A 24,305-nucleotide genomic window follows, 5' to 3' on the forward strand; every position below is an offset into this window, starting at 1 on the left:
GCTTTTGTCCCGGTCTTCAGGCCACTTCAGCCAGATGCATACGGTAAAGCCCGTTATCGTCGGCGTCGAAGGTGGAGTTGCGGTCGGGAATTGCGCCCTCGTAATGATAGGGCTGCATGGCATCCAGCCATGTGGCGGGCGGATAATAGGCTTCCGACGCCTGATCGGCCGGGAATTCGGGCTCGACGATGATCTCATCCTGTGAGGATCTGCCGATTTTCGGTCTGGAGAAGAAAGAGCCGATCAATTGCCCGTCACCATGGGCCGCGCCGAGCCGTACTGTCTGTTCGCCCGACCGGCTGGCGCTGGGGTTGGGCTGTTTTTCACTCACATTTGCATCCGTCATGGCCACTCTCGACCGGCCGGCACATCATCCGGCGGCAAACGCTGTTACTCTTTTTGCTACTGCATAATGCCTTAAATCGGAATCGATTTAAGGTGAAAATTATGCAGCACATTTAAAGTCTTACAGCATCCTTTGTGCGTTTGATAAAACGCACGGCGCTGTAGGCATTTTTTCAGCGAAGAGGCAGCATTCCGACACTGACTGCCGGTCCCCTCCCGCAAAAGAAAAGCTAGGCCGAAATACTTAAGAAAGACCTTCTAAAAGGCCCTTGCTTTGAATTGAATCGCAGTCGCCATGGTGAGATTGCGGAAACCGCTTTTACCCATAGAGCCGGTGCCGCGCCCGGGCACGCTGGCGAACCTCCTCAAAGGTCCAGTCCTTCAAAAGCGTGCCGTTTTCCCAGACCGGGCTCAGATGGTTGACCCTGCCGCCCAGCTCCTCCAGGCGAATGGAGGTAAGCTCGCCTTCCTCCTCAATGACAGCGCGACGGCCGAGATCAGGCAGCTTTTCGTGCATGGTGACGGGGCGGCGTGACATGTCGCGCCAACGGCCATCGCCGTCCTGAATGGCGGTGCTTTTCATGGTGAAGGAAAACGTGTCGCGGCTGACCTTCTGCAATTGCGAGGCGCCGACGCCGAAGGAAATGTTTTCCGCTGAAAAGCCCATGCCCTCCAGCCGCCCAAGGATCATGGTGATATCGCGCAGCGAGACGCCGTCAGCCTGAAGCACCCGCACCTTGTCATCCAGCACCTTAAAGCCCTTGCCGTTCAGCCGTGTGCCGAAGTGATAGGCAAGCTGGGCGACCACCTGCACCGGCGTATCGATCGGATCGCCACTGTCTGGGCGGACGATCAGCAGGCCCGGCTTGCCGCGCACCCGCGCCTGTAGCAGCTTGCCCCAGAGTTCCGAGACGGCATTATGGATGTCATAGCTGTCGGACACGACGGAATAGGCCGGATAGTCGCCGAACTGGTCTACCATGTGGGCGAAGGCCTGCGCCTCGCGCTCCTGCCCCCAGGCGGTCATGGTGGTATGTTCGGAGGCGGGAACGGAAAAGCCTGCCATCTTCGCTCCGTAATAGCGGCGGGCATGCAGCACGGCGGCGAGCGTATCGGTGTTTTCAAACAAGAGAAGATTGGCAGCACCGCCAAGGCCCGCCTGCTCCAGGCTGGTGGCGCCCCGCGCGCCATATTCGGACAGGCGCGTCGGCATCAGGGTCTCCGGATCGTCGCAGCTCTTTTCCAGAAAGGGCATGAGGGTGCGCCGGATATGCCGCAAGGAACTTGCCACCGTCGAGGGATACCAGACGGCCCGCAGCAGCGCGGTTTCCAGATGGCCTGGCAGCCAGAAACAGGCCGGATCGGTATTGGTGACCTGAACCAGCGGAATGCCGCGCCGCACCACCATGCCTTCCGGCAGCGCCTCGATCCTGACAGGCATGTGGCCACCATGTTTCGTCAGAATATGGGTCCAGCCCTGCCGGTCGAAGGGTTGGCCATGCAGATGCGCCACCTCTTCCGCTTCCTCGATGTCGGCGGCGGTGACGGCCTGAGCCAGATAGGCTTTCAAAAACATCTGAAGACCGAAGAACACGATTTCCGGCATGACCGAACTGCCGCGCGTCGTCACATAGGTGCTGACGGCCTGAACGCCGGGCGGATATTGCAGGAAATGGCCGAGCTTATAGCTGTCGGTGTTCAAAATCGGGTTCAATCGGCTCATCCTATCCACCGGTTGCATCGGGCCCCTGAGGGGAACCCGCATTCTTATCCCGGATGGGCTGCGATACAAGGCCCGGCTGTTGACGGTAGGATCGTGCCCCGGAAACGGAGAACCCTGCTTCTCAGGGAAAGGCGCTGACTTACGGCATCGTCGTTAATGATTTATTAACCATATTTTGCAATTCTCACTGAAAGCCCGTGAGTCATCCGTGGAGGTCATGGTCTTTTACTCCTCCGAGCGCCCGGCACCGTCGGCCTTCGGGGCTGGAACCGGACGCACCGGGCTCGATCCGAACGGTGGCGCGCTGCAAACCGGTTCCATCGTCAAGCGCCCCTGCTTGCGACCGCATGAGCGGTTGATTTTACGCTCTGCCTGTCCGCCGCTGTGATGAAGGGGTATGCCATGCTGCCTCCCGTACAAGCCCTGTCCCGCACTGCTGTCGCCTTTCAGGAAGGCCAGACCGATAGCCTGTCCACGCGCTCCGGTCTCTCCGGCCAGCCGGAACTGAACGTTCGGGTGGAAGATGAGGCCAGCGCCTCGATTGCCGGGCGCATCAACATGCTGATGAGCGGGCGCGGCGCTTTCCGGGCGGATCTTCTGACCATCGCCTCGCTGGTGGGATCCTCCATCGGCATCGAGCGTCAGCAGGACGAGACGGATGCGGCCTTCGTGCAACGCTTCGTCACCGCCCTCGAATCACTCTCGCCGGATCAACGGCAGGCGCTGCAAACCCGTCTTGGCGACCTTCTGGCCGGCCTGCAATTGCAGACCCTGCTCGACGCGCTGGCCCAGCCGGATGGGCCGGAGGCGACGCTGATTGCCGCTTATCTTGAAATTCGCAACGCCGATCAGCAGGATCTGAAGGCGCAGTCGGTTCTGACATCCTACAGCCAGAATGAAATTGCCGATGGGGCGGAACCGATGGCGGCCAATCCTGCCCGGCCTGCTGTTCCGGCCCCGACAGGTCCCGCCACCCAGCCTGCCTCCGAGACCTTCGCCGAACCGCTGGCCGCTCAGACCCCGGTATCGGCACCTTCCGCCGCTCCCGCCCCGGTCACGGATGGGGACGCGCCGCTATCGCAACCGGTTGCGGCCAATGCTGTTTCTCTTGGGTCCGCCCTGTCAATGGTTCCAGCAGAGGGTGCCGCCAGCCCTGTCGAAGATGGCGTGCCCATGCCGTCTGCGGCCTCGCCTGCCTCCAGCGCCACGGCGAGCCCCAGCCCTGTCTATGCGCCTGAGACAGATGCCGCATCCACAGCTATTGCCCGACCCGCCATCCCCACGCCGCAGCCCTCTTCCGGCTCCGCTGTCGAGGAAACGGGCATTTACACGACCCAAGGGGCCATGCCCGAGGCCTTGCCGGATGCGGCAGACGAGACGCGCCAGCCCGTCGCCGCCACGGCGACTGCCGTCGAGACGCGCGCGCCCGCCTCTGCGCTTGCGGGGTCTGCGCCTCAGCCTTCCGCTGCGGTCAAAGTGCCGGGTGATGCCCGCGCCCTGCAAACGCTGCTACAGCAGGAATTGGCCCTTCCGGTGCAGGACGATCTGCAGCAGCAGCCTCTTGTTTCCGCGCCGTACAGCAAGGCGCCGGTGGAAGAGGTGATCAATCTTCTGGCTTTGAAAGGGTGGGCCGAGACCCCCACGCTCAGCCCTGTCGCCCTGCCTTTGCCTGCGGAGGAAGGGGAGGAAGCGCTTCTCAAGCAGATGTTCTTCTCCCCGGCATCCGCGCCCGCTGGCACCGAGCCCGGGCAAGCCGTACAGCTTTCGCAGGCCGAGCTGCAAAAGACGGCTGTCCCGGCACGTCAGCAAGCCGATCAGGGGCAGGACGAGGGGCTGTCGCGTTCAACACTGACAGGTTCCGCGCTGCAACAGGCGATCAGCGGCTTGCCCCAGGCCACGGTTCTGCCGCTGCCTGTTCCGCCTGCCCAGGCGGTGCCGCTGCCGGTGGTCAGCTATCTGGCCGTTCAGGATGATTTTGCCAGCGAGGAAGAAGAGCAGGATATTGATGCCATCGCCGCCCTCTCCGATGACGAGGAAGGGCGCGGCGGTAACGGATCGCGGCGGCGGGACCGGCAAGAGAATGCCGAGGACGAGACGGAAGAGACAGCGCTTGAAAGCGAGGTCTCAGAGGCGGACGATGCCTTCCTCTCCACCCGGGCATTGGAAAGCGCCGTTGGCGAAGACGAAGCAGCCGTGGCCCTTCCCGCCCCGGCGCTTGCCTTGCCCATGCCTGCCATGGATGAGCTTTCCCAGCCGGAAAAGCTCTATTGGCGCATCGCCGATCTGGCTTAGAGCATAATCCGACCGGAGTGAAACGAGGACGATCAAGATTATGCTTCAAAAAGAAATTGTTAGAGCGCCGATCTGATTCAATCAGATCGACAAGCGCTCTAACGCTGGACAATACCGTCGCCGCGCTTGAACAACGGCTTGCGGCTGTCATCCGGCATGGCAGGGTCCTGCGCCTCCACGGCCTCCATGCTGGAGGGCAGTTCGAAAGGCAGGCGGCCCTTTGCATTGGCCCGGCCCAGCAGCACATCGAACACCGCTGCATCGCTGGCCCCGAAATTGCCGAGGATGACATCGGTCTTGTCGAGCATATTGGTGAGAATGGCCGGACGGTCGAGGAAAATGGCCAGCACCACCGGTTTGCCCGCGGCCTTGGCCTGTTTCACAGCCTCGAAGGCTGCGTCGCCATCACGAAAATCAAGCCTGCCTTCCTTCTGGCGGCTGCCGAAGAAATGGTTGGGGTGCAGCATTTCCGAAGGGCTTTCGGCCCGCACCAGGGCAAAATCTGCCTCTTCGGGGGTCGTCACCACGGTCAGGCCCGCTGCTTGCGCCGCCTTGGCCTCGACCCCGGAAAGCCAGACCTTCCCGGCCTTGAAGGGCAACAGGCCCTTGCGGTTGGTCAAAAGCACCTGTGCCTCACGCTGGGTGCGTTCGGCGAGATCGTGGCTTGCCTTGTCGGCAATGATCGCCTCTGCCTTGGCCGGATCGGTGTAGGGATCGTCAAACAGGCCCTGCCGGAATTTCGCCGTCAGGATCCTGAGCACCGACTGGTCGATGCGGGCTTCGCTGACCGACCCGTTTTTAACCGCGTTCAGCAGTGGGCCTACATCCTGCGTGCCGCCGAACTGGTCGATGCCGGCCTGAATGCCCAGTGCGTAACGCTGCTCCACCGTCAGATTTTCCACGCCCCAGGCCATGGAAATATCCTGCGGGCGCTGCGGCGCTTCTGCCGTCGGGGCCTTGCAGCGCTCGTTGCAATCCTTGGTAATGGCCCAGTCGGAGAGGATGATGCCCTTGAAGCCCAGTTTCTCCCGCAGAAGATCGGTCAGCAGCACATGGCTGAAACCGGCGCCATAGGGCTCGATGGGCTTGCCGCCCACGGTCGGGCCGGAGAGAATCGGATAGGTGGGCATGATGCCTGCCGTTCCGGCGGCCAGCGCCCCCTTGAAGGCTTCCACATGCATGTCCAGTTCCGCCGTGGTCAGCTTGGCGACACGGCCGTAATAGCTGTGGCTGTCAAAGCCGTCCGGCAAGGCGCCATACCCCACCCAGTGTTTGGCGACCGTCATCACCCCATCGCGGCCCAGCCCGCGTGCACCACCTTGAAAGCCCTGGACATAAGCGCCGCCCAACCGGCTCGACAGGCGCGGATCGGACCCGAAAGTGCCGGTAATCCGGCTCCAGCGCGGTTCGGAGGCCAGATCCACCTGCGGGCTCAACGCTTCATGAATGCCCACTGCCCGGTATTCACGCCTTGCGATGGTGGCGAACTGGCGCACGCGTCTGGCATCGCCAAGGGCGGCAAAGCCCAGAAGTTCAGGCCATTGAGTGACCCCCGCCGCACTTTCGCCCGCCCCCAGAACGTGATGGAAATGGTTGCGCGGATCCGTACTGATCGTCACCGGAATGCCGAGCCGCGTGGCTTCAGCCAGCGCCTGCACCGCATTGGATTGTTCTGCCATGGCAGCCGGCGCCAGCGACAGCCGGGTGATAAAACTGGTGATCGAGAGATCCTTGATCAGCGGTGCCAGCGCTGTCATGTCATAGCCTTCCGCCGAGCGGCCAAGCTCGCCGCCGCGTCCGGGCAGCGTGCCGTGCATCATCTGCCCGGCCTTTTCCGCAAGTGTCATTCGCCCCAGAAGATCGCGCGCCCGCCGGGCCGGGGATAGCCGCCAGTCCTCATAGGGCGTCAGCTTGCCGTTGCCGTCGAGATCGCGGAATTTCAGCCCGTCAACGGTCAGAATGGCCTTGCTGCGGGCCTCCACCGGAACCTGAACCGGCTTCCTGCGCGGCTCCGCCGCCTGCGCCGCCGGAGCCGCCATCGCGATGGATAGCACCGCCGATATCAGGGCTCTTTGTTTCATACGCATTTTCTCCTCCCTACAGCGCCGTGCGTTTTATCAAACGCACAAAGGACGCTGTAACACTTTAAATCTGCTGCATAATTTTATCCTTAAATCGATTCCGATTTAAGGAATCATGCAGTAAGAACGCGAAACGTCGCAAGAGTTTATAAAACCCGCGCTGCGGTCAACCCTGGATTTTATTCCAAATCAATGGGCAGCAGTTCATGCCCCGAGCAGCCAGGCCCAGGCGGACACAGACAATACACCCAGCGCCGTGGTGACGGTGATGGTGGAGGCTGCCAGCGAGTGGCCGATGCCGAAACGGTTGGCGATCAGCCAGGCATTGACGCCGGTTGGCACCGAGGAGGTCAAGACCAGCGCCAGCGTCCATTCATGGGAGAGGGAGAGAAAATGGCAGGCCGTCCACACCACGGCGGGCATCAGCACCAGTTTCAGCACGGTGGTAACGCTGGTAATGCCGAGATTGCCGGAAACGCCGTAACGGGTCAGCGCCATGCCGAGCGAAATCAGTGCCGCAGGCCCGGCCATGGAGGAGATTTGCGACAGGACCGATTCGAGCGGGCCGGGAATGGGCAGCGACACCAGATGGGCGGCGATGCCCGCTTCCAGGCCGATCACCAGCGGATTGGTGAGCAGGTTGCGCCCCACCTGTTTCAGCACGAAGATCAGCCCATGCGCCTGTCCCGTTCCGGCCTTGCGTTCGGCATTTTCCATCATCACCGTACCGATGACCATCATCAGCGGCAGATGCACGGCCAGCAGAATGGACAGCGCCACCAGCCCGTCCGCGCCGACGATCCGCCCCACCAGCGGCAATCCGATGAAGACATTGTTGGCGAAGGCCGAGGACAGCCCCGCCAGCACGCCAATGCGGGCATCGCGTCCGAAGATCAGCGTTGCGGCCAGATGCCCCAGCGTCCAGGCCACGCCGACACCGGCGAAATAGGCAAGCCACAGCCGGAAGGGTGAAGCGCCCTGAAAATCAGCCTGGACGATGGTGTGAAACATCAAGACCGGCACGGCCAGCTTGAAGACGAAATCGCTCAAGGCCTCGCCGATCCCCGCCTTCATCACCCCTGCCTTCACCGTCAGCCAGCCAATGAAGATCAGGATGAAAATAGGAAGGACATTGAAGACGATTTCATGCATTGGGGGGAAGGGCTTTCAAGAGGATCAGCGGGGGCTTTCCACTTATAGACGTCCAGGAACGGCTGGCGCAACGCCAATCCTGAACCGGAACGAGACGGCCTTGTCAGCAGACAGGCTTGCACGGCCCGGCAGTTTTGATAGACCGGGTCAGGACAGGAGACGCCCATGACCACGATCCTTTACGGCATCAAGACATGCGATACGATGAAAAAGGCCCGCGCCTGGCTGGAGGCTGAGGGCATTGCCTATGAATTTCACGATTACAAGCTGCGCGGTATCGACCGGGCCAGCCTTGCCGCCTGGCAGGACAAGGTGGGCTGGGAGGTGCTGCTGAACCGCACGGGCACGACCTTTCGAAAACTCTCCGAGGAAGCGCGGGCGGGTGTGGATGCCGAAAAGGCGCTGGCGCTGATGGAGGCCCAGCCTTCCATGATCAAGCGCCCGGTTCTGACGCAGGACGGCAGGATCATCGTCGGTTTCAAGCCTGAGCAATACGCCGCCTTTTTCGGACGCTGAGGCCTTCGCATGTCGAAATCCACCCGCGCCACACAGATGCTGGAAAAGGCCGGTATTGCCTTCACCACGGTGACCTATGTCTACGATCCCGGGGCCGAGCGCATTGGCTTGCAGGCAGCCGAAGCCATTGGTGAACCGCCGCATCGCGTGCTGAAAACACTGATGGTGGAGCTGGACGGCAAGCCGGCCTGTGCCGTCGTGCCTTCGGATCGCGAAGTGAGCATGAAAAAGCTTGCCGCCGCCCTGGGCGGCAAACATGCCGAGATGATGAAGCCGGCGCAGGCGGAAAAGCTGACAGGCTTTGTCGTCGGCGGCATCAGCCCCTTCGGTCAGAAAAAGCAGGTGCCGACCGTGATCGAGATCGCTGCCTTCGAGGAGGCCTATGTCTATATGAATGGCGGTCAGCGCGGCTTGCAGATCCGCATCGATCCGAAGGCCGCAAAGGCGGTGCTGAATGCCATTGCCGCAGCCGTGGTGGCTTGATCAGAACCTCTTTCAGACCCATTTCCGCTTTTTTGAAAGCAAGGATACGCTCATGACCCTTCCTGATTTTTCCGCTTCCATCGATCCCGTCAAGCTCGACAAGCTCGCCGAAGTGGCGGTGAAGGTGGGTTTGCGGCTTTCCGGTGAGCAGGATCTCGTCATCACCGCGCCGTTGGCGGCCCTGCCGCTGGTGCGGGCGATCACCCGCCACGCCTATAAGGCCGGCGCCGGTCTCGTCACCACCTTCTATGCCGATGAGGAAGCGACCCTTGTCCGCTATGCCCATGGCCATGACGCAAGCTTCGACCGTGCCGCAGGCTGGCTCTATGAAGGCATGGCCAAGGCCTATGCCGGAGGTGCGGCACGTCTTGCCATTTCCGGTGACAATCCGATGCTGCTGTCCGAGCAGGATCCGGCCAGGGTGGCCCGCGCCAACAAGGCCAATTCCATGGCCTACAAGCCGGCGCTGGAGCCGATCTCCAATTTCGACATCAACTGGAATATCTGCTCCTACCCCAATCCTTCCTGGGCAAAACTTGTTTTCCCCGATCTGCCGCTGGACGAGGCGGTGCGCAAGCTGGCGGACGCGATTTTCGCCGCCTCGCGTGTGGACCAGCCGGACCCCATCGCGGCCTGGGATGCCCATAATGCCGAGCTTGCCAAGCGTTCCGCCTGGCTGAACGGACAGCGTTTTTCCGCCCTGCATTTTTCCGGGCCGGGCACCCATCTGACAGTCGGCCTTGCCGACGGTCACGAATGGCATGGCGGCGCGTCCACCGCCAAGAACGGCATTACCTGCAATCCGAACATCCCGACGGAAGAAGTCTTCACCACGCCGCATGCGCTGAAGGTGGAAGGCACGGTCTCGTCCACCAAGCCGCTCTCCCATCAGGGCACATTGATCGACAATATCCAGGTACGCTTCGAGGCAGGCCGGATTGTCGAGGCGAAAGCCTCACGCGGCGCGGATGTGCTGAACAAGGTGCTGGACACCGACGAGGGCGCAAGACGGCTGGGCGAAGTGGCGCTGGTGCCGCATTCCTCGCCGATCTCGCGCTCCGGCATCCTGTTCTACAACACCCTTTTCGATGAAAACGCCTCTTGCCACATTGCGCTCGGCCAGTGCTATTCGAAGTGCTTCCTGAACGGCGCTTCGCTGAGCCCGGACCAGATCAAGGCGCAGGGCGGCAATTCCAGCCTCATCCATATCGACTGGATGATCGGTTCCGACCAGGTCGATATCGACGGCGTGACCGCAGATGGCGCTCGCGTGCCGGTCATGCGCAAGGGCGAATGGGCCTGAACAGGGCAAGGTACAGGGGAGGCAACTCCATTGTACCTGTGGGAAAGACGAGCGATGGACGAGGCGGATCCCAAGGACAGCGTGGACCGGCTGCTGGCCCAATGGGCCAGCGAGCGGCCGGATCTCGACGTGGCCGCCATGGCGCTGATCGGTCGCCTCAACCGTCTGCACAGCCATATGTCGCGTGAAATCGAGGCCGTGCATCTGGCGCATGGCCTCAATCACTCCACCTTCGACGTGCTGATGACCCTGCGCCGCGCCGGGCCGCCCTACCGCCTTTCACCGTCCGAATTGCTGGCGACGATGATGGTCACCTCCGGCACCATGACGAACCGCATCGACCAGCTGGAAAAACTTGCCCTCGTTGAGCGCGCGCCCCATCCCGAGGATGGCCGCAGCCTGCTGATTGCCCTGACGGACAAGGGTTTCGACCTCGCGGACCGGGCCGTCACAGCCCATGCCGCCAATCTCGACCGCCTCGTTGCCGCACTCTCCCCGCAAGAGCAGCGGGCTTTCGATGCCCTGCTGAAGACGTTTCTGGGTGCTTTCGAAGCTCCGCGTTAGTGTATTTCCCTAAAACAGACTTCCCTGACCGGCTGGCGGCTCTGCTTTGCGGGTTGCCTTTGCAGCGGCCTTTGCCGGTGTTGGCGCCGATGCTTCGCCTTCTCCCGTCACGGCAGAGACCCGGCCATCGGCGAACTGGATGGCGATGGTCTCGCCGCTTGTCAGCGCTTCGGCGCGGGAAACGGGGCGGTTGTCCGCATCGCGGATCACCGCATAACCGCGATTGAGTACATTCATGTAGGAGAGCGATTGCAGCACGCGGTCCTGGGCCGTCAGGGCGGCCCGGGCACGGCGCAGATCGTTGACGATGGCGCTGTCTGCCCGGCGGGCAAGGCTGTCCAGCCGGTCTTTCGCCCGATCGGTCTGGCCTTTCAGCCGCGCCGGAACGGCGGTCAGTGTGGCGTCGAAGCGGCCGAGCCTTGCCTTCTGCCGCTCGATCAGCCGTTCGACGATGCGGTCGGCGAGACCCATCCGCTCGCTGACGCGCTGGCGGCGCTCCATCAGCCGCCGGGCCAGCATGTCGGGCGAAAGCCGTGCGGCGGCGCGTTCATAATGGCGGCGCTTGGCCATGGTGTTCATTTCCAGCCCTCGACCGAGGCCGCTGGCGGCTTCGTCGAAGCGCCGTCTCGGCAGGGCCAGCAACTGGTCGAGAGAGGGAAGTGCGCGCGCCAGCGACCGGACGCCCTGACGGCGATTGTCCATCTGCCGGTTCATCGCGCCCGAAAGCCGTGCGGCAAGGCCCGCGACCTGCGCCTCCAGTTCCGCCTTGACCGGAACGGCCATTTCCGCCGCACCGGTTGGGGTAGGAGCGCGGACATCGGCGGCATAGTCGATCAGCGTCCAGTCGGTTTCGTGGCCAACGGCGGAAATCAGCGGAATCGCGCTGTCTGCTGCCGCACGCACCACGGCCTCGTCATTGAAGCTCCACAGATCTTCCAGACTGCCGCCGCCGCGCGCCACGATCAGCACGTCCGGCCTCGGGATCGCCCCGCCGACAGGCAGCGCGTTGAAGCCGGCAATGGCATTGGCCACCTCGTCGCCGGAGCCTTCGCCCTGCACCTTCACCGGCCAAACCAGCACATGCACCGGAAACCGGTCGGAGATGCGGTGGAGGATATCGCGGATGACCGCTCCTGTCGGCGAGGTGACAACCCCGATCACCTTCGGCAGGAAGGGCAGCAATTGCTTGGCGGCGGGATCGAACAGGCCTTCCGCCGCAAAGCGCCGCTTACGCTCCTCCAGCATCGCCATCAGCGCGCCAGCGCCTGCGGGCTCCATCTGCTCGATGACGATCTGGTATTTGGAGGAGCCGGGAAAGGTGGTGATCTTGCCGGTGGCGATCACTTCCATGCCTTCCTCGGGCCGGTATTTCAGCTTGGAAAACGAGCCCTTCCAGATCACGGCGTCGATTCGCGCCTTGTCATCCTTCAGGGAAAAATAGGCGTGCCCCGAAGAGTGCGGACCGCGATAGCCGGAGATTTCACCACGCACCCGCACGTGATCGAAAGCGGTTTCGACCGTGCGCTTGATCGATCCCGAAAGCTCGGAAACGGTGAACTCGGCAAGATTGGATTGCGAAGGGGTATCGAAGAAACTGGCCATGGAAGCGTTTTACCCCAGCTTTCCGAGGATGAACAGAACAGGCCTCGTTCTGTGCCGCTTTTCAGCGCCGCCTTCAACACCATCCTGTAACCATTCCGGTTGGGTCAAGTGTTAAGACTCGGTCGCTATGGTCGCTTTCAGTGTAAAGCGTAACAGCGGATGAGACCGATGACCTTCCTGATTGCCATGGCTGTAGGCATTGCCACGGGCGCCACGCGCAGCCTGATGGCCATTCTCCTGGTATCCGTGCTGATGGTGGTGAGCTTCGTGGCCGCCGCCTTCTGGACCGGTGGTTCGGTGGCATTGCTTGATCTGCTGCTGGCACTGGCCGGTTATAATGTCGGCCTGATCGATTGCCTGCTGCTGATGGCAGCCTTTGCAAGCCGTAAAACCGCCTGATCCTCCCGGCCTGATCCTCCCAGATTGAAGAATCACCCCCTGACTTTTCCAAGGCAGGGGGTGTTTTCATTTCATGGCTTGCCCGTCACCGCAAAGAGCTTGAGACCGCCAGCCGAGGGCAGCGGCGTGAGATAGGGCGGCACCTCGCCCGCTGCGAGCCTTGCATAAAGCCCGTCCGGTTTCAGGGCGATCAGATCCTGCGTCTGCACATTACCGGGGCAAAAGGCGAGGATGCCGGCATGGGCGCCGCGCAGGAAGGCTTCGGCATCCGCCGGGGTTGAGAGGCCGATATGCAGTTCCGTCAGCATGCCGCCCTGATTGCGGTGATAGGGTGCTGCCAGCACACGATGAGGGGTGAAGCGCAGGATCCATGAGCCGCCATCGGCGGCGGAGACGACGGTGGTCGGCGGCAGATCCGCCAGAGGTTTGAGCGCCCTGGCGTCGAAGCAGCTTTCCCCGGTTGCCACAGCCTGCTTTGCCTGCCCGAAATCCGAGGCCTTCGGCAGCCCATTGACCCAGAGTGTTCCCGCCATGGCCCAGGCGGCGGAGGGGGCTGCCAGCGCGGCTGCGGCATAGGTCAGCGCCCTGCCGATCTTCTGCGGTGCCTGCCGATGGGCGGCGCGCAGATCGACGATCAGCAGTGACAGCGGCAGGATGGTCAGCAGGTTGGAAAACATCGTGCCGCGCACCTGAATGAGCGCCACGCCGAAGCTGGCGAAAAGCAGGGCTCCCATGATCGCGTGCATCCGCACCCGGTCTCTTTTCATCAGCCGCGCTGCACAGACGAGAAGGCCGAACAGGCCGGAGGCGTAGAAGGCTCCCAGCGCCTCGGGCTCAGTCCTTGCCACGGCCAGCACCGAGCGGGCCTCCCCCACCTTGTTCAGCCACAGCGTCACCAGCATCGGGTCCAGTTCCGCCAGCGGATTGCCCAGGCATTGGGGGGCGATGAGTGTGGCGGCCACCCCGGTGATGGCGGCAATCAGCAACAGGCAGGCAAAGCGCCAAAGGCGGCTGAGAGCGCTGCCCAGCAGACTTGCCACGAACAGCAGTCCGCCGCCCAGCGTTGCAAGCGCATAGAAGCCGAAGGAGAGATTGTCGCAGGTCACCACGCCATAGCGTGCGGGGGGCACGGTGCCGATGAAGAACAGGGTGACGCCAAGGCTGAAGGACAGCGAATAGGCAATGGCGCGGCTGCGGAACGCCTGCCCCTCAAGAGCCCAACACAGAGCGACGGCAGCACAGACCACCGCCATCAGCGGCGTCGTTTCCGCCCCGATGGCAAGTGCGGTGGCGGCAGCAAGCCCGGCAAGGCCAAAGCCCCGCCAGTTGGCCCGCGTCACCAGCACAGCGGCCATGATCGCCACCAGACCGATCTGGACATTGTGGTGGTCGATGGCGCCCGGCAGAAAACGGTTGGAACTGATCAGATAGAGTGCGCCCATCAGCAGCATGACATGGCTGGCAACCCTCCCGCCCAGCCTTTCCCCGGCATGGCCGAGGGCGGCCAGAACCGGCAGTGTGAGCAAGAGCGGCCAGACCGCCAGCGCTGCGGCCTCGGTGCCTTGTGCGGGCAGGAAAAGACTGAAGGAGCGGATGAGCGTGGCAATCGGCCAATCGATCAGCCGCGACCAGTGCATCAGCACGCCGGGCGGCAGGCCCAGGCGATACTGCATCAGATCGAACCAGCCCTGTCCGGCCAGATAGTCGCGTACCTCTACCAGCCGCATGGCGTCATCATTGTCCGCGCCCACATAGTCGCGGGCAAAGGGCAGCGTCATGACTGAGACGAAGGCAATGGTGCCCGCGCCATAGGCGAGGATCCGCAGCAGCATCCGGAAAAAAGGCGTGGGGGAGAGGGCGCTGTTCGCCATGGATTGACGCGGCTTGAAGCCGTTCCTGTAAAAGTGAGGGTGGCGGGAAACCTAGCCTTAACCTTCTCAAGAAATAGTAAAGCACGGCATGCCGCGTGTTGCCGCGACCTGTTCCTCATATCTTGCCATTCCTGTGTATCGAGTAAATCCATGGCTCAGCCTGCCGGGCACCGCATCGCGGTCCTTCTTCCCTGCTACAATGAGGCCGCGACCATTGCGGCGGTGGTGCGCGGCTTTCGCGAGGCGCTGCCGGATGCCGTGATCCATGTCTATGACAACAATTCCACCGATGGCACGGCGCTTCAGGCCATGCTGGCGGGAGCCGAGGTGGAACGGGAGCGCCGCCAGGGCAAGGGGCATGTGGTGCGACGCATGTTCGCCGATATCGAGGCGGATATCTATATCATGGCCGATGGCGACGGCACCTATGCGCCAGAGGATGCCGAAGACCTGATCCGCACGCTGCTGGCCGAGCGGGCAGATATGGTGGTGGGCACACGGCGCGGCGTGCGTGAAGATGCCGGACGTCAGGGGCATGCGCTGGGCAACCGGCTGTTCAACACGCTCTACCGCTTTCTCTTCGGCCCCGGCTTTACCGATATCTTTTCCGGCTACCGGGCCTTTTCCCGCCGCTTCGTGAAATCTTTTCCCGCCGTTTCGCCGGGTTTCGAGATCGAAACGGAAATGTCCGTCCATGCCGCAAGGCTGAAACTGCCGGTGGCGGAGCTGGAACTGCATTATGGCCGAAGGCCGGAGGGCTCCACGTCAAAGCTGTCCACGGTGCGCGACGGTGCAAAAATTCTTTGGATGTTTGCCGTTCTGGCCAAGGAAACCCGCCCCTTTGCCTTTTTCGGCTGCTTTTCGGCGCTCACGCTGTTTGCCAGCCTCTGCTTCATGACGCCGGTGCTGATCGAATATTTCGCAACCGGTCTCGTCAGCCGGCTACCGACCTGGGTTCTTTCCATGGCGCTGCTGATGATGGGGCTGTTGCTGCTGACGGCTGGGCTGATCCTGGATTCGTTGTCGCGGGCGCGGGCCGAGCAATTGCGTCTGCACTACATCAACCTGTCCCGAACCGCCGTGGAGGCGGAGCGGCGCTCATCCCATCCTCCGGCCAAGCGGGCGGATGCGGCATGAAGCGGCTGATCAGGTTTGGAATGGTCGGCTTTCTCGGTTTTATCGTCGATGCCGGGACGCTGCTGCTGCTTTTGAAGGTCACGCCGCTCGGCCCCTTGCTGGCCCGCGCCATTGCCATTGCGCTTGCACTCTTCGTCACCTGGCAATGCAACCGGGTTTTCACCTTCGGCGCGTCAAAACGCAGCCTTGTGGTGGAAGGTTTTCGCTATGGCTCTGTCGGCCTTGTCTCGGCGCTGATCAATTACACGCTCTATTGCGGCTTGTTGCTGAGCCTGCCTTTGCTTCAGCCTCTGGCCGCCCTGGTGCTGGCATCCGCTGCCGCCACGACCTTCAGCTTTTTCGGCTATTCCCGTTTCGTATTTCGCGGATAAAAAAGTGCTGGTGAACATCGTTCACCAGCACTGATTTCAGCGAAAGATAGGATGCCATCTTTCAAAGCATTTCCGGAGGGAAAACCGGTTTCCAATTTTCTCGGGACAATGCTTATTGCGTCGGCAGCGCCACGGGATTGTCAGACTGGTTGTGCAGATAGACCAGCAGGTTGGCGCGGTCCTCATCCTTCGGCAGACCGGCAAAGCCCATGGCGGTGCCCGGCACGAACTTCTTCGGGCCGTGCAGGAAGTGGTTCAGGTTCTCAAAGGTCCACTTTTCCGAGCCGCCCTTGGAGAAATCCTTGAGAGCGGCGGAATAGGAGAAGCCTTCATGGCTGGCAATGGGCCGGTCCACAACGCCCCAAAGGTTCGGCCCCACCTTGTTCGGGCCGCCCTTCTCGGCGTTATGACAGCTCGTGCACTTCTTGAACACGGCTTCACCGGCCTTGGCATCGCCCTTGGCGAGAAGCTCGGCCACCGGAACTTCGGCTGCCGGTGCGGCGGCACCACCGCCTGCGGCAGGCGCTTCGGCGGCGGCAATCGCATAGCCTTCCTTCTCGGGCTTCGGCGAGTGAAAAATCCCCTCCGACGCGATGGACACGGACATCAGCACGAAGATCGTGCCCAAAAGCGCGCCCGCGCCCATATTAACGTATGAATTCATTGGTGATCGCTCCCCATGCGGTCCGTAGACATCGACAACCGTACAAGCCTCCTCAACAGCGATACAGCATAAAATGTGCCGTGACGCTGCGACATTCTGCCCTGCGACCGTAAAGGGATGGCAAACGGGCCAGCTTGCCCGCGGAAGACGGGATAAGCCGCTCTTCAAATCCCGCAAATCCGCATCCTGCCTTTGCGGGCAAGGTCGAACAGAATGTCCTGATGAAAAGGCTAAGACTTTTGCTTGACAGTTGCAACCCGATTATGTTCCCCAGTCAGCCAGGTTTTGTTGGCGATACCCCCTGTTTTTGAAGGCGAATTCATGCCCGAGCACACTTCCTCGAAGACCCTGGTCCTCATTCCGGCCCGCATGGCCTCCACGCGGCTGCCGGGAAAACCGCTGGCGGAGATTGCCGGCCTGCCGATGATCGTGCAGGTGGCGAAGCGGGCCGCAGAGGCCGCGATCGGCCGGGTGATCGTGGCGGTGGATGACCAGCGCGTGTTCGACACGGTCCAGGCGGCGGGTTTCGAGGTGGTGATGACGGCGGAAAGCCACCAATCGGGCTCTGATCGTATCCATGAGGCGCTCAGCAAGGCTGACCCGCAGCGCGAGGCCGAGGTGATCGTCAATGTCCAGGGCGATCTGCCCACCATCGATCCGGAGATCATCCGGGCTGCCCTTCGCCCGCTGGACAATCCGCAGGTTGATATCGCGACGCTGACGGTGGAAATCGAGGACGAGGCGGAAAAGACCAATCCGAATGTTGTGAAGGTGGTCGGTTCGCCGCTATCGGACAGCCGCCTGCGGGCGCTTTATTTTACCCGCGCCACGGCCCCGCATGGGGCAGGGCCGCTCTATCATCATATCGGTCTTTACGCCTATCGCCGCGCGGCGCTGGAGCGTTTCGTCACCCTTGCCCCATCCGTGCTGGAAAAGCGCGAATCGCTGGAACAGTTGCGGGCGCTGGAGGCGGGCATGCGGATCGACGTGGAAATCGTTGAGACGGTGCCGCTCGGTGTCGATACGGCAGCCGACCTTGAAAAGGCGCGCGCCATCCTGTCCGGCTGCTGAAAGGGTATCACAGTGAAACAGAAAATTTCCTTCCAGGGCGATCATGGCGCCAATTCCGACATGGCCTGCCGTGACATGTTTCCCGATATGGAGCCCTTGCCCTGCCCGACCTTCGAGGACGCCTTTACGGCGCTGGAAAGCGGTGAGGCCGATCTGGCGATGATCCCGATCGAAAACACGCTGGCGGGCCGGGTGGCGGATATTCATTATCTGCTGCCGCTGTCGCATCTGCATATCGTCGGCGAATATTTCATGCCGATCCGCTTCCAGCTGATGGCGCTGCCGGGGGTAGGGCTGGAGGAGATCCGCAGCGTGCACAGCCATATCCATGCGCTCGGCCAATGCCGCAAGATCATCCGCAGCCATGGCTGGAAGGCCGTGGTGGCCGGTGATACGGCGGGCGCGGCACGGCTCGTCTCCGAGAAGGGTGACCGCAGCATGGCGGCGCTTGCGCCAAGACTTGCTGCTTCGCTCTACGGACTGGATATCCTTGCTGAAAATGTCGAGGATTCGGAAGACAACGTCACCCGCTTCGTCGTTCTGTCGCGCGATGGCGCGGTCCAGAAACGGACCGATGACAAAGAGGATTTCATCACCACCTTCGTCTTCAATGTCCGCAACATTCCAGCAGCACTCTACAAGGCCATGGGTGGTTTTGCCACCAATGGCGTCAACATGACCAAGCTGGAAAGCTACCAGATCGGCGGCAAGTTCATCGCCACCCAGTTCTATGCCGATATCGAGGGCCATCCCGACGATGCGCCGGTCAAGCGGGCGCTGGAAGAGCTGAGCTTCTTCTCCGAAAAAGTCCGCATTCTCGGCGTTTACAAGGCGCATGCGATGCGGCGGCGCTTCTAAAAACCGCTTTTCGGTCCGATGCTCTATGCGTGCCGCGCCGGATCGTCCAACGCCGGATTGTAAAACAGCGAGAGCGCCAGACTGCGGGCAATTCTTTCTGCTGTGGCCATGAACCAGGCCCGGGCTTCCGGCGAAAGCGCCAGATCCTCCAGCGTCTCGGCAAACAGCGCCAGCCATTGCGGGAAAAGCTCCGGCGTCATGCCCTCGAGATTGAGATGGGCCTGTACGGGCTTGCCGCCATAAGCGCCGGTCTTGAAGGCCACGGACGACCAGAAGGATTTCATCTTGAGAAGATGCGCATCCCAGTGGCCTTCCAGCCTTGCCTGGAAAACCGGACCCAAGGCCGGATGGCGGGCGATGCGCTCGTAAAACGTCTCCACCACCTGTGAAATCACCCGAGCATCGATCCCGAGCGCCGTCATCTCGGCTTCGGCACGCTGGCGAATGGCTTCATTATGGGCGGCTCTGGCGGTCAGGGCATCTGTCATGTCTTTCAGTTAAGCGAGTGCGCCCTTGGTGGCAAGCGCATCAGAAATAAGGAGGCTGCGGCATTTCAGCTCTTGAGAAATCAAGCCTGCTCCTCTAGTTTAGAATTATTCTAATTCAAGGCGGATGTTTTCCGCGAGGGCGCTCCATGATTTCCCTTTTTTCTTCCCCGGCGCGACGCCGCCTCGATAGCCTCAGCGAACAGGAAGTGCTGGCGCTGGCCATTTCCAGCGAGGAGGACGATGCCCGCATCTATGCGGCCTTCGCAGCCCGGCTTCGTCAGGATTTCCCCAACTCCGCCAAGGTCTTCGCGGACATGGCGGAAGTGGAGCATGCCCACCGCAACATGCTGATCGGCATGCACCAGCAGCGGTTCGGCGAGGTTATTCCGCTGATCCGGCGCGAGCATGTGCGGGGCTTCATGCCGCGCAAGCCACTCTGGCTGAGCGCCCAGCTCTCGCTGGACGACATGCGGGCCGAGGCCGAGGCCATGGAGCACACGGCTTACGAATTCTATCTTCAGGCCCAGACGCTAGTGAAGGATGCCGCCACCCGGCAATTGCTGGGTGATCTCGCCATGGCCGAGCAAGGCCATGAAGATGTTGCCAAGGCGCTGATGGAAAAGCACGTTTCGCCAGAAGACCGTGCCGAGGAAGACGCGACCGCCCGCCGTCAGTTCATCCTCACCTATGTGCAGCCGGGGCTGGCCGGATTGATGGACGGCTCGGTTTCGACGCTTGCCCCGATCTTTGCGGCGGCCTTTGCCACCGGCGATACCTGGCAGACCTTCCTGGTCGGCCTTTCCGCTTCGGTCGGGGCTGGCATTTCCATGGGCTTTACCGAGGCCTCCCATGATGATGGCAAGCTTTCCGGCCGTGGATCGCCGATCAAGCGGGGCCTTGCCTGCGGCATCATGACGGCGCTGGGCGGGCTTGGGCATGCGCTGCCCTATCTCATCCCGCATTTCTGGACGGCCACGGTCACGGCTGCTGTCATCGTTTTCATCGAGCTCTGGGCCATTGCCTTCATCCAGAACCGTTTCATGGAAACGCCCTTCTTCCGCGCCGTGCTCCAGGTGGTGCTGGGCGGTTCGCTGGTGCTGGCGGCGGGGATTTTGATCGGCAGCGGCTGAATGTTTCAAAGAGCATTTTCAGGGAATCGGGCGCCAGGTACCCTACAGACAGGCGTAAAGACAAAAAACGCAGATGGTTTCGTGACAGCGCCGCCCGGCCATGGCATAGCGGCGCACAGCATATCCGCGAAACGCCTGCGCCGAGCCTCCCATGATCCGTATTGAAAACATCAGCAAGTCGAACAGCCATCGCATTCTCTACATCGAAGCCTCGGCTGCGCTGAACCGGGGTGAGAAAATTGGCCTTGTCGGGCCGAATGGCGCGGGCAAGACAACGCTTTTCCGGATGATCACCGGCGAGGAACAGCCCGATGAGGGCCAGGTGGTGACGGAAAAGAACGTCACCATCGGCTATTTCAATCAGGATGTCGGGGAGATGGCGGGTCGCAGCGCCGTCGCCGAGGTCATGGCAGGTGCCGGTCCCGTCAGTGCCGTGGCGGCGGAGCTTCGGGAACTGGAAAACGCCATGGTCGATCCTGACCGGCTGGATGAGATGGATGCGATCATCGAGCGCTATGGCGAGGTGCAGGCGCGCTACGAAGAGCTAGACGGCTACGGGCTGGAAGGCCGGGCGCGGGAAGTGCTGGATGGCTTGAGCTTTTCGCAGGACATGATGGATGGCGATGTCGGCAAGCTCTCCGGCGGCTGGAAGATGCGCGTGGCGCTGGCCCGCATTCTCCTGATGCGCCCGGATGTGATGCTGCTGGACGAACCTTCCAACCACCTTGATCTCGAAAGCCTGATCTGGCTGGAGTCCTTCCTGAAAACCTATGAGGGCGCCCTGCTGATGACCTCGCATGACCGCGAGTTCATGAACCGCATCGTCAACAAGATCATCGAAATCGATGCCGGATCGCTGAACACCTATTCCGGCGATTATGGCTTTTACGAACAGCAGCGGGCGCAGAACGAAAAGCAGCAGCAGGCGCAATTCGAGCGCCAGCAGGCGATGCTGGCCAAGGAAATCAAGTTCATCGAGCGCTTCAAGGCGCGCGCCAGCCACGCCGCCCAGGTGCAGAGCCGGGTGAAGAAGCTGGACAAGATCGAACGGGTGGAGCCGCCCCGGCGCCGCCAGACGGTGGCCTTCGAGTTTCTGCCCGCCCCACGCTCCGGCGATGACGTGGTGAGCCTCAAAAATGTCCACAAGGCCTATGGCAGCCGCAGCCTGTATGACGGTTTCGATTTTCTGATCAAACGGCGCGAGCGCTGGTGCATCATGGGCATCAATGGCGCTGGCAAATCCACGCTTCTGAAGCTGGTGGCAGGCAGCACGGCGCCGGATCAGGGCACGGTGACGCTGGGGGCCAGCGTCAAGATGGGCTATTTCGCCCAGCATGCCATGGATGTGCTGGAGGGCGACCTGACGATCCTGCAATGGCTGGAAGAGCGCTTTCCCAAGGCCGGACAGGCGCCGCTGCGCGCCCTTTCCGGCTGTTTCGGCTTTTCAGGCGATGACGTGGAAAAGAAATGCCGGGTGCTGTCCGGCGGGGAAAAGGCGCGGCTGGTCATGGCAGCCATGCTGTTCGATCCGCCGAATTTTCTGGTGCTGGACGAACCGACCAACCACCTCGACCTCGACACCAAGGAAATGCTGATCAAGGCGCTGGCCGATTATGAAGGCACCATGCTCTTCGTCAGCCACGACCGGCATTTTCTGGCCGAGCTTTCCAATCGTGTGCTGGAACTCACGCCCGAAGGCATTCACCGTTATGATGGCGGCTATCGCGAATATGTCGAGCGCACCGGCCAGGAAGCACCGGGGCTGAGAGGATAAAAGCCTCAACCAAACTCAAGGTGCAAAGCGGCTGTCTGTTAGAGCATTTTCAGGAAAAGTGGAATCCGGTTTTCCGTCCGGAAATGCGGAAAAACAAAGATTTAGAGCGTTTCAATGTTTCCGTGAAACAATGAAACGCTCTAGGCAGGCCGCTTTGTTGCTGATTCCTACTTGAGGGCTGCCACCGGCAGATCCTTGCCATTTTCGATGGTGACCCAGCGGCCAGTGTCGAAGCTCGCCTGACGCTTCAGATAGGTGTAGGGCGTGTCGGTCCAGAGTTTGACGTCGTCGACCAGATTGTCGAGAATGTAATCGCCTTCGGAGCTGCGCACCGTCAGCACCGCATGGCCTTCGCCATCGGGCTTGCGCACCACGGTGATCAGCAGGTCTGAAACGGAAAATCCGGCTTCGATCAGGCGCTTGCGCTTCAGCAGCACGAAATCCTCGCAATCGCCGGCATCGACGGGGTATTCCCACCACTCCTCACGGCCATAGACCTCCATATCGGTCATCGGCGTGATCGTCTTGTTGACGGTCTGATTGACCTGCCGGATCACATCCCAACCGTGAGCCGTAACCTGCATGGCCGGGCCAGGGCGGGTGCGGATTTCACATTCGGCCTTGTAACGCTGGCAAAATTCATAATGACCGATGGGCTGCGAGGTCACCGCGCCCGTCACCATGGAAGGGGATGCGCGGGATGCATCGACCGCGCCTGCCTTGGCTGCAAAAACAATGGGAAGTGCCAGAAACAATGCCGAGGCGAACAACCTGATGGTCATGATCAGTCCCTTAAAATCTTAACAAAACGTTAAGATTGTCCGGACCGAGAGTCAATTCCGTGCGAAAGCAGCCTGTCGCGATTCGGTCAATATGGTTAAAATCGATTAAGCATTGTGGAGATTATGCCTCATTCCGGCACAGTCGCCGAAGCGTTTTCTCTAGAGCATTTCAGTGTTTCCGTGAAACATTGAAATGCTCTAACTCTTTGTTTTCACTTAGTTCCGGGTGGAAAACCGGTTCCCACTTTTCTCGAAACAATGCTCTCTAAAAACAAAGGCCTCCGGAAGTATCCAGAGGCCGTTGCTTCGTCTTTCCATATGGAAAAGGATTAATTGAAAACCCGCTTCGGACGGAATTCCCCCTGCCCCACTTCACCAATGGCCACCAGCTGGCCGCCGGCAAAGGCCACGGCTTCGGGCTCGGACACGGGCGCATCGCGGCCCCGCAGGATGATCGGGTTGCCCATGCGCAGGCGGTGGGCCTGATCGTCGGTAATCCGGATCTGCGGCAGGGCGGAGAGCGCTTCACCGGTATCGACCAGGAAGGCGTCGAGGGCGGCAAGGCGCTCGTCACGATCTTCGATCTTTTCCAGCTCCACCAACTCTTCCAGCGGCACCATCATCTCTTCCGCAAAGGGCGCGACGAAGGAGCGGCGCAATTCGGAAATATGGCCGTAGCAGCCCAGTTCCCGGCCGAAATCGCGCGCCAGCGAACGCACATAGGTGCCCTTGCCGCATTCCACCTCGAAGAAGGCTCGATCCTTCTCCGCCTTCAACAAGGTCAGCCGGTGTACTTCCACCTCGCGAGACGGAATTTCCACCGTCTCACCATCGCGGGCAAGATCATAAGCGCGTTCGCCAGCGATCTTGATGGCGGAAAACTGCGGCGGGATCTGCTGGATGATGCCCGTATAGGCGGGCAGGACCGCCCGGATCGCCTCTTCGCTCGGACGCTCGGTCGAGGACTGCGTCACCTCGCCTTCCAGATCGTCCGTGGAGCGCTCTTCGCCCCAGCTCACCGTGAACTCATAGATCTTCCGGCCATCCATGACATAGGGCACGGTTTTGGTGGCGTCACCCAGCGCAATCGGCAGCATGCCGGATGCCAGCGGGTCCAGCGTCCCGGCATGACCGGCCTTCTGGGCATTGAACAGCCACTTGATCTTGCCCACGGCTTCCGTGGAGCCGAAATCCACCGGCTTGTCGAGAATCAGCCAGCCGGAAACCGGGCGGCCCTTGGGTTTTCTGGGTTTGGACATGGAGGCTCAGTCTTCTTGGGAATCGTCATCGGAAAGATCGCGCACCACTTCCGGCGAACGCAGCAGCGCGTCGATCTTCTTGTAATTGTCGAAGCTGGTATCGTCGCGGAAGCGCACTTCCGGCATGTATTTCATCTGCCGCAATTGCGGACCGAGACGGCCGCGGATGAATTTCGCATGCCGGTTCAAAGCCGCGATCACGCCATCATGATCCTTGACGCCGAGAGGCGTGACATAGGCCGTGGCGATCTTCAGATCCGGCGACATGCGGACTTCGCTGATGGAAATCACTGTCTTTTCAATCAGGTCGTCGCGCACCTCGCCCCTTTGCAGGATCTGGGTCAGGGCGGCGCGGACCTGTTCGCCCACACGCAACATGCGCTGCGACGGCGCAGAGGAAGTAGCTTTGCTCATATCGTGTCTCGTTTATGGCCTTTTTG

24 protein-coding genes are annotated in these 24,305 nt (G+C 61.4%); 13 read left to right on the plus strand and 11 right to left on the minus strand.

Features of this window, described 5'->3' with window-relative positions:
- Positions 1-16 precede the first annotated feature (16 nt).
- Both QO005_RS09250 and QO005_RS09255 read right to left on the minus strand, forming a co-directional pair.
- Positions 17-346 carry a hypothetical protein gene (locus tag QO005_RS09250; protein ID WP_307157705.1) on the minus strand — a complete coding sequence of 110 codons (330 nt, stop codon included), beginning with the start codon at positions 344-346 and terminating at the stop codon, positions 17-19.
- Positions 347-664: 318 nt separating this feature from the next.
- A complete protein-coding gene (locus QO005_RS09255; RefSeq protein WP_307157706.1) occupies positions 665-2,068 on the minus strand; it encodes a nicotinate phosphoribosyltransferase in 1,404 nt (467 codons plus the stop codon).
- A gap of 217 nt (positions 2,069-2,285) precedes the next feature.
- Here QO005_RS09255 and QO005_RS09260 point away from each other — a divergent pair, with 217 nt between their 5' ends.
- Positions 2,286-2,456 carry a hypothetical protein gene (locus QO005_RS09260; RefSeq protein ID WP_307157707.1) on the plus strand — a complete coding sequence of 57 codons (171 nt, stop codon included), beginning with the start codon at positions 2,286-2,288 and terminating at the stop codon, positions 2,454-2,456.
- Positions 2,457-2,470: 14 nt separating this feature from the next.
- Entirely contained in the window at positions 2,471-4,360 is a 1,890-nt protein-coding gene (locus QO005_RS09265) for a hypothetical protein (protein ID WP_307157708.1), read from the plus strand.
- A gap of 98 nt (positions 4,361-4,458) precedes the next feature.
- Here the strand turns inward: QO005_RS09265 and QO005_RS09270 are convergent, their stop codons facing one another.
- Positions 4,459-6,441 (minus strand): glycoside hydrolase family 3 protein, encoded by a 1,983-nt coding sequence (locus tag QO005_RS09270; protein WP_307157709.1) that lies wholly within the window; start codon positions 6,439-6,441, stop codon positions 4,459-4,461.
- 204 nt (positions 6,442-6,645) lie between these two features.
- Positions 6,646-7,593: an AEC family transporter gene (locus tag QO005_RS09275; protein WP_307157710.1), complete on the minus strand. Its 948-nt coding sequence runs from the start codon at positions 7,591-7,593 to the stop codon at positions 6,646-6,648.
- A gap of 165 nt (positions 7,594-7,758) precedes the next feature.
- Between QO005_RS09275 and QO005_RS09280 the strand changes: the two genes are divergently transcribed.
- From QO005_RS09280 to QO005_RS09295, 4 genes are read left to right on the plus strand one after another with little or no spacing between them, the layout of a single operon-like run.
- Positions 7,759-8,109, plus strand: coding sequence for an ArsC family reductase (locus QO005_RS09280; RefSeq protein WP_307157711.1), 351 nt, complete (start codon positions 7,759-7,761; stop codon positions 8,107-8,109).
- A gap of 9 nt (positions 8,110-8,118) precedes the next feature.
- Positions 8,119-8,592, plus strand: coding sequence for a Cys-tRNA(Pro) deacylase (gene ybaK / locus QO005_RS09285; RefSeq protein WP_307157712.1), 474 nt, complete (start codon positions 8,119-8,121; stop codon positions 8,590-8,592).
- Between the two features lie 52 nt (positions 8,593-8,644).
- Entirely contained in the window at positions 8,645-9,895 is a 1,251-nt protein-coding gene (locus QO005_RS09290) for an aminopeptidase (RefSeq protein WP_307157713.1), read from the plus strand.
- A 54-nt stretch (positions 9,896-9,949) separates the two neighbouring features.
- Positions 9,950-10,459 carry a MarR family winged helix-turn-helix transcriptional regulator gene (locus QO005_RS09295; protein WP_307157714.1) on the plus strand — a complete coding sequence of 170 codons (510 nt, stop codon included), beginning with the start codon at positions 9,950-9,952 and terminating at the stop codon, positions 10,457-10,459.
- A 9-nt stretch (positions 10,460-10,468) separates the two neighbouring features.
- Here QO005_RS09295 and xseA read toward each other — a convergent pair whose 3' ends face one another.
- A complete protein-coding gene (xseA, locus tag QO005_RS09300) occupies positions 10,469-12,061 on the minus strand; it encodes an exodeoxyribonuclease VII large subunit (RefSeq protein WP_307157715.1) in 1,593 nt (530 codons plus the stop codon).
- A gap of 168 nt (positions 12,062-12,229) precedes the next feature.
- Between xseA and QO005_RS09305 the strand changes: the two genes are divergently transcribed.
- Positions 12,230-12,460: a hypothetical protein gene (locus QO005_RS09305; protein ID WP_307157716.1), complete on the plus strand. Its 231-nt coding sequence runs from the start codon at positions 12,230-12,232 to the stop codon at positions 12,458-12,460.
- A gap of 71 nt (positions 12,461-12,531) precedes the next feature.
- Here QO005_RS09305 and QO005_RS09310 read toward each other — a convergent pair whose 3' ends face one another.
- Positions 12,532-14,331 (minus strand): hypothetical protein, encoded by a 1,800-nt coding sequence (locus QO005_RS09310; protein WP_307157717.1) that lies wholly within the window; start codon positions 14,329-14,331, stop codon positions 12,532-12,534.
- 150 nt (positions 14,332-14,481) lie between these two features.
- Between QO005_RS09310 and QO005_RS09315 the strand changes: the two genes are divergently transcribed.
- A complete protein-coding gene (locus tag QO005_RS09315; protein ID WP_307157718.1) occupies positions 14,482-15,468 on the plus strand; it encodes a glycosyltransferase in 987 nt (328 codons plus the stop codon).
- Positions 15,465-15,839 (plus strand): GtrA family protein, encoded by a 375-nt coding sequence (locus QO005_RS09320; RefSeq protein WP_307157719.1) that lies wholly within the window; start codon positions 15,465-15,467, stop codon positions 15,837-15,839. The genes QO005_RS09315 and QO005_RS09320 overlap by 4 nt, the downstream gene beginning before the upstream one ends.
- A 112-nt stretch (positions 15,840-15,951) precedes the next feature.
- On the opposite strand, the gene QO005_RS09325 is transcribed toward QO005_RS09320, so the two are convergent.
- Positions 15,952-16,503, minus strand: a complete 552-nt coding sequence (locus QO005_RS09325) for a c-type cytochrome (protein WP_307157720.1) — start codon at positions 16,501-16,503, stop codon at positions 15,952-15,954.
- A 321-nt stretch (positions 16,504-16,824) separates the two neighbouring features.
- Here QO005_RS09325 and QO005_RS09330 point away from each other — a divergent pair, with 321 nt between their 5' ends.
- Entirely contained in the window at positions 16,825-17,574 is a 750-nt protein-coding gene (locus QO005_RS09330) for a 3-deoxy-manno-octulosonate cytidylyltransferase (protein ID WP_307157721.1), read from the plus strand.
- Between the two features lie 12 nt (positions 17,575-17,586).
- The gene (locus QO005_RS09335; protein ID WP_370878031.1) at positions 17,587-18,432 is read left to right on the plus strand and encodes a prephenate dehydratase; all 846 of its coding nucleotides are present in this window, start codon (positions 17,587-17,589) and stop codon (positions 18,430-18,432) included.
- Positions 18,433-18,455: 23 nt separating this feature from the next.
- Here QO005_RS09335 and QO005_RS09340 read toward each other — a convergent pair whose 3' ends face one another.
- Positions 18,456-18,920 (minus strand): group III truncated hemoglobin, encoded by a 465-nt coding sequence (locus QO005_RS09340; protein ID WP_307157722.1) that lies wholly within the window; start codon positions 18,918-18,920, stop codon positions 18,456-18,458.
- Between the two features lie 146 nt (positions 18,921-19,066).
- On the opposite strand from QO005_RS09340, the gene mbfA reads away from it, so the two are divergent.
- Together mbfA and QO005_RS09350 are read left to right on the plus strand one after the other, a co-directional pair.
- Complete coding sequence (mbfA, locus tag QO005_RS09345) at positions 19,067-20,050, plus strand: iron exporter MbfA (RefSeq protein ID WP_307157723.1); 984 nt, start codon at positions 19,067-19,069, stop codon at positions 20,048-20,050.
- A 151-nt stretch (positions 20,051-20,201) separates the two neighbouring features.
- The gene (locus QO005_RS09350) at positions 20,202-21,824 is read left to right on the plus strand and encodes an ABC-F family ATP-binding cassette domain-containing protein (RefSeq protein ID WP_307157724.1); all 1,623 of its coding nucleotides are present in this window, start codon (positions 20,202-20,204) and stop codon (positions 21,822-21,824) included.
- 167 nt (positions 21,825-21,991) lie between these two features.
- Here the strand turns inward: QO005_RS09350 and QO005_RS09355 are convergent, their stop codons facing one another.
- The 3 genes from QO005_RS09355 to rbfA all read right to left on the minus strand — a co-directional run bounded on the left by QO005_RS09355 (position 21,992) and on the right by rbfA (position 24,279).
- A complete protein-coding gene (locus QO005_RS09355) occupies positions 21,992-22,606 on the minus strand; it encodes a transglutaminase-like cysteine peptidase (protein ID WP_307157725.1) in 615 nt (204 codons plus the stop codon).
- 329 nt (positions 22,607-22,935) lie between these two features.
- Positions 22,936-23,865: a tRNA pseudouridine(55) synthase TruB gene (truB, locus tag QO005_RS09360; protein ID WP_307157726.1), complete on the minus strand. Its 930-nt coding sequence runs from the start codon at positions 23,863-23,865 to the stop codon at positions 22,936-22,938.
- 6 nt (positions 23,866-23,871) lie between these two features.
- Positions 23,872-24,279: a 30S ribosome-binding factor RbfA gene (rbfA, locus tag QO005_RS09365; RefSeq protein WP_307157727.1), complete on the minus strand. Its 408-nt coding sequence runs from the start codon at positions 24,277-24,279 to the stop codon at positions 23,872-23,874.
- Positions 24,280-24,305: the final 26 nt, after the last annotated feature.

This window comes from Allorhizobium paknamense, assembly GCF_030815125.1.
Lineage (GTDB): Bacteria > Pseudomonadota > Alphaproteobacteria > Rhizobiales > Rhizobiaceae > Allorhizobium > Allorhizobium paknamense.

Excerpts from the sequence above, each read along its gene's own strand:
- QO005_RS09295 (WP_307157714.1), top strand. The coding sequence starts at position 9,950 with ATGGACGAGGCGGATCCCAAGGACAGCGTGGACCGGCTGCTGGCCCAA.
- rbfA (WP_307157727.1), bottom strand. The coding sequence starts at position 24,279 with ATGAGCAAAGCTACTTCCTCTGCGCCGTCGCAGCGCATGTTGCGTGTG.
- QO005_RS09330 (WP_307157721.1), top strand. The coding sequence starts at position 16,825 with ATGCCCGAGCACACTTCCTCGAAGACCCTGGTCCTCATTCCGGCCCGC.
- QO005_RS09260 (WP_307157707.1), top strand. The coding sequence starts at position 2,286 with ATGGTCTTTTACTCCTCCGAGCGCCCGGCACCGTCGGCCTTCGGGGCT.
- xseA (WP_307157715.1), bottom strand. The coding sequence starts at position 12,061 with ATGGCCAGTTTCTTCGATACCCCTTCGCAATCCAATCTTGCCGAGTTC.
- QO005_RS09275 (WP_307157710.1), bottom strand. The coding sequence starts at position 7,593 with ATGCATGAAATCGTCTTCAATGTCCTTCCTATTTTCATCCTGATCTTC.
- QO005_RS09325 (WP_307157720.1), bottom strand. The coding sequence starts at position 16,503 with ATGAATTCATACGTTAATATGGGCGCGGGCGCGCTTTTGGGCACGATC.
- truB (WP_307157726.1), bottom strand. The coding sequence starts at position 23,865 with ATGTCCAAACCCAGAAAACCCAAGGGCCGCCCGGTTTCCGGCTGGCTG.
- QO005_RS09270 (WP_307157709.1), bottom strand. The coding sequence starts at position 6,441 with ATGAAACAAAGAGCCCTGATATCGGCGGTGCTATCCATCGCGATGGCG.
- QO005_RS09255 (WP_307157706.1), bottom strand. The coding sequence starts at position 2,068 with ATGAGCCGATTGAACCCGATTTTGAACACCGACAGCTATAAGCTCGGC.
- QO005_RS09305 (WP_307157716.1), top strand. The coding sequence starts at position 12,230 with ATGACCTTCCTGATTGCCATGGCTGTAGGCATTGCCACGGGCGCCACG.
- QO005_RS09265 (WP_307157708.1), top strand. The coding sequence starts at position 2,471 with ATGCTGCCTCCCGTACAAGCCCTGTCCCGCACTGCTGTCGCCTTTCAG.
- QO005_RS09315 (WP_307157718.1), top strand. The coding sequence starts at position 14,482 with ATGGCTCAGCCTGCCGGGCACCGCATCGCGGTCCTTCTTCCCTGCTAC.
- QO005_RS09320 (WP_307157719.1), top strand. The coding sequence starts at position 15,465 with ATGAAGCGGCTGATCAGGTTTGGAATGGTCGGCTTTCTCGGTTTTATC.
- QO005_RS09290 (WP_307157713.1), top strand. The coding sequence starts at position 8,645 with ATGACCCTTCCTGATTTTTCCGCTTCCATCGATCCCGTCAAGCTCGAC.
- mbfA (WP_307157723.1), top strand. The coding sequence starts at position 19,067 with ATGATTTCCCTTTTTTCTTCCCCGGCGCGACGCCGCCTCGATAGCCTC.
- QO005_RS09280 (WP_307157711.1), top strand. The coding sequence starts at position 7,759 with ATGACCACGATCCTTTACGGCATCAAGACATGCGATACGATGAAAAAG.
- QO005_RS09355 (WP_307157725.1), bottom strand. The coding sequence starts at position 22,606 with ATGACCATCAGGTTGTTCGCCTCGGCATTGTTTCTGGCACTTCCCATT.
- QO005_RS09350 (WP_307157724.1), top strand. The coding sequence starts at position 20,202 with ATGATCCGTATTGAAAACATCAGCAAGTCGAACAGCCATCGCATTCTC.
- QO005_RS09310 (WP_307157717.1), bottom strand. The coding sequence starts at position 14,331 with ATGGCGAACAGCGCCCTCTCCCCCACGCCTTTTTTCCGGATGCTGCTG.
- QO005_RS09250 (WP_307157705.1), bottom strand. The coding sequence starts at position 346 with ATGACGGATGCAAATGTGAGTGAAAAACAGCCCAACCCCAGCGCCAGC.
- QO005_RS09340 (WP_307157722.1), bottom strand. The coding sequence starts at position 18,920 with ATGACAGATGCCCTGACCGCCAGAGCCGCCCATAATGAAGCCATTCGC.
- ybaK (WP_307157712.1), top strand. The coding sequence starts at position 8,119 with ATGTCGAAATCCACCCGCGCCACACAGATGCTGGAAAAGGCCGGTATT.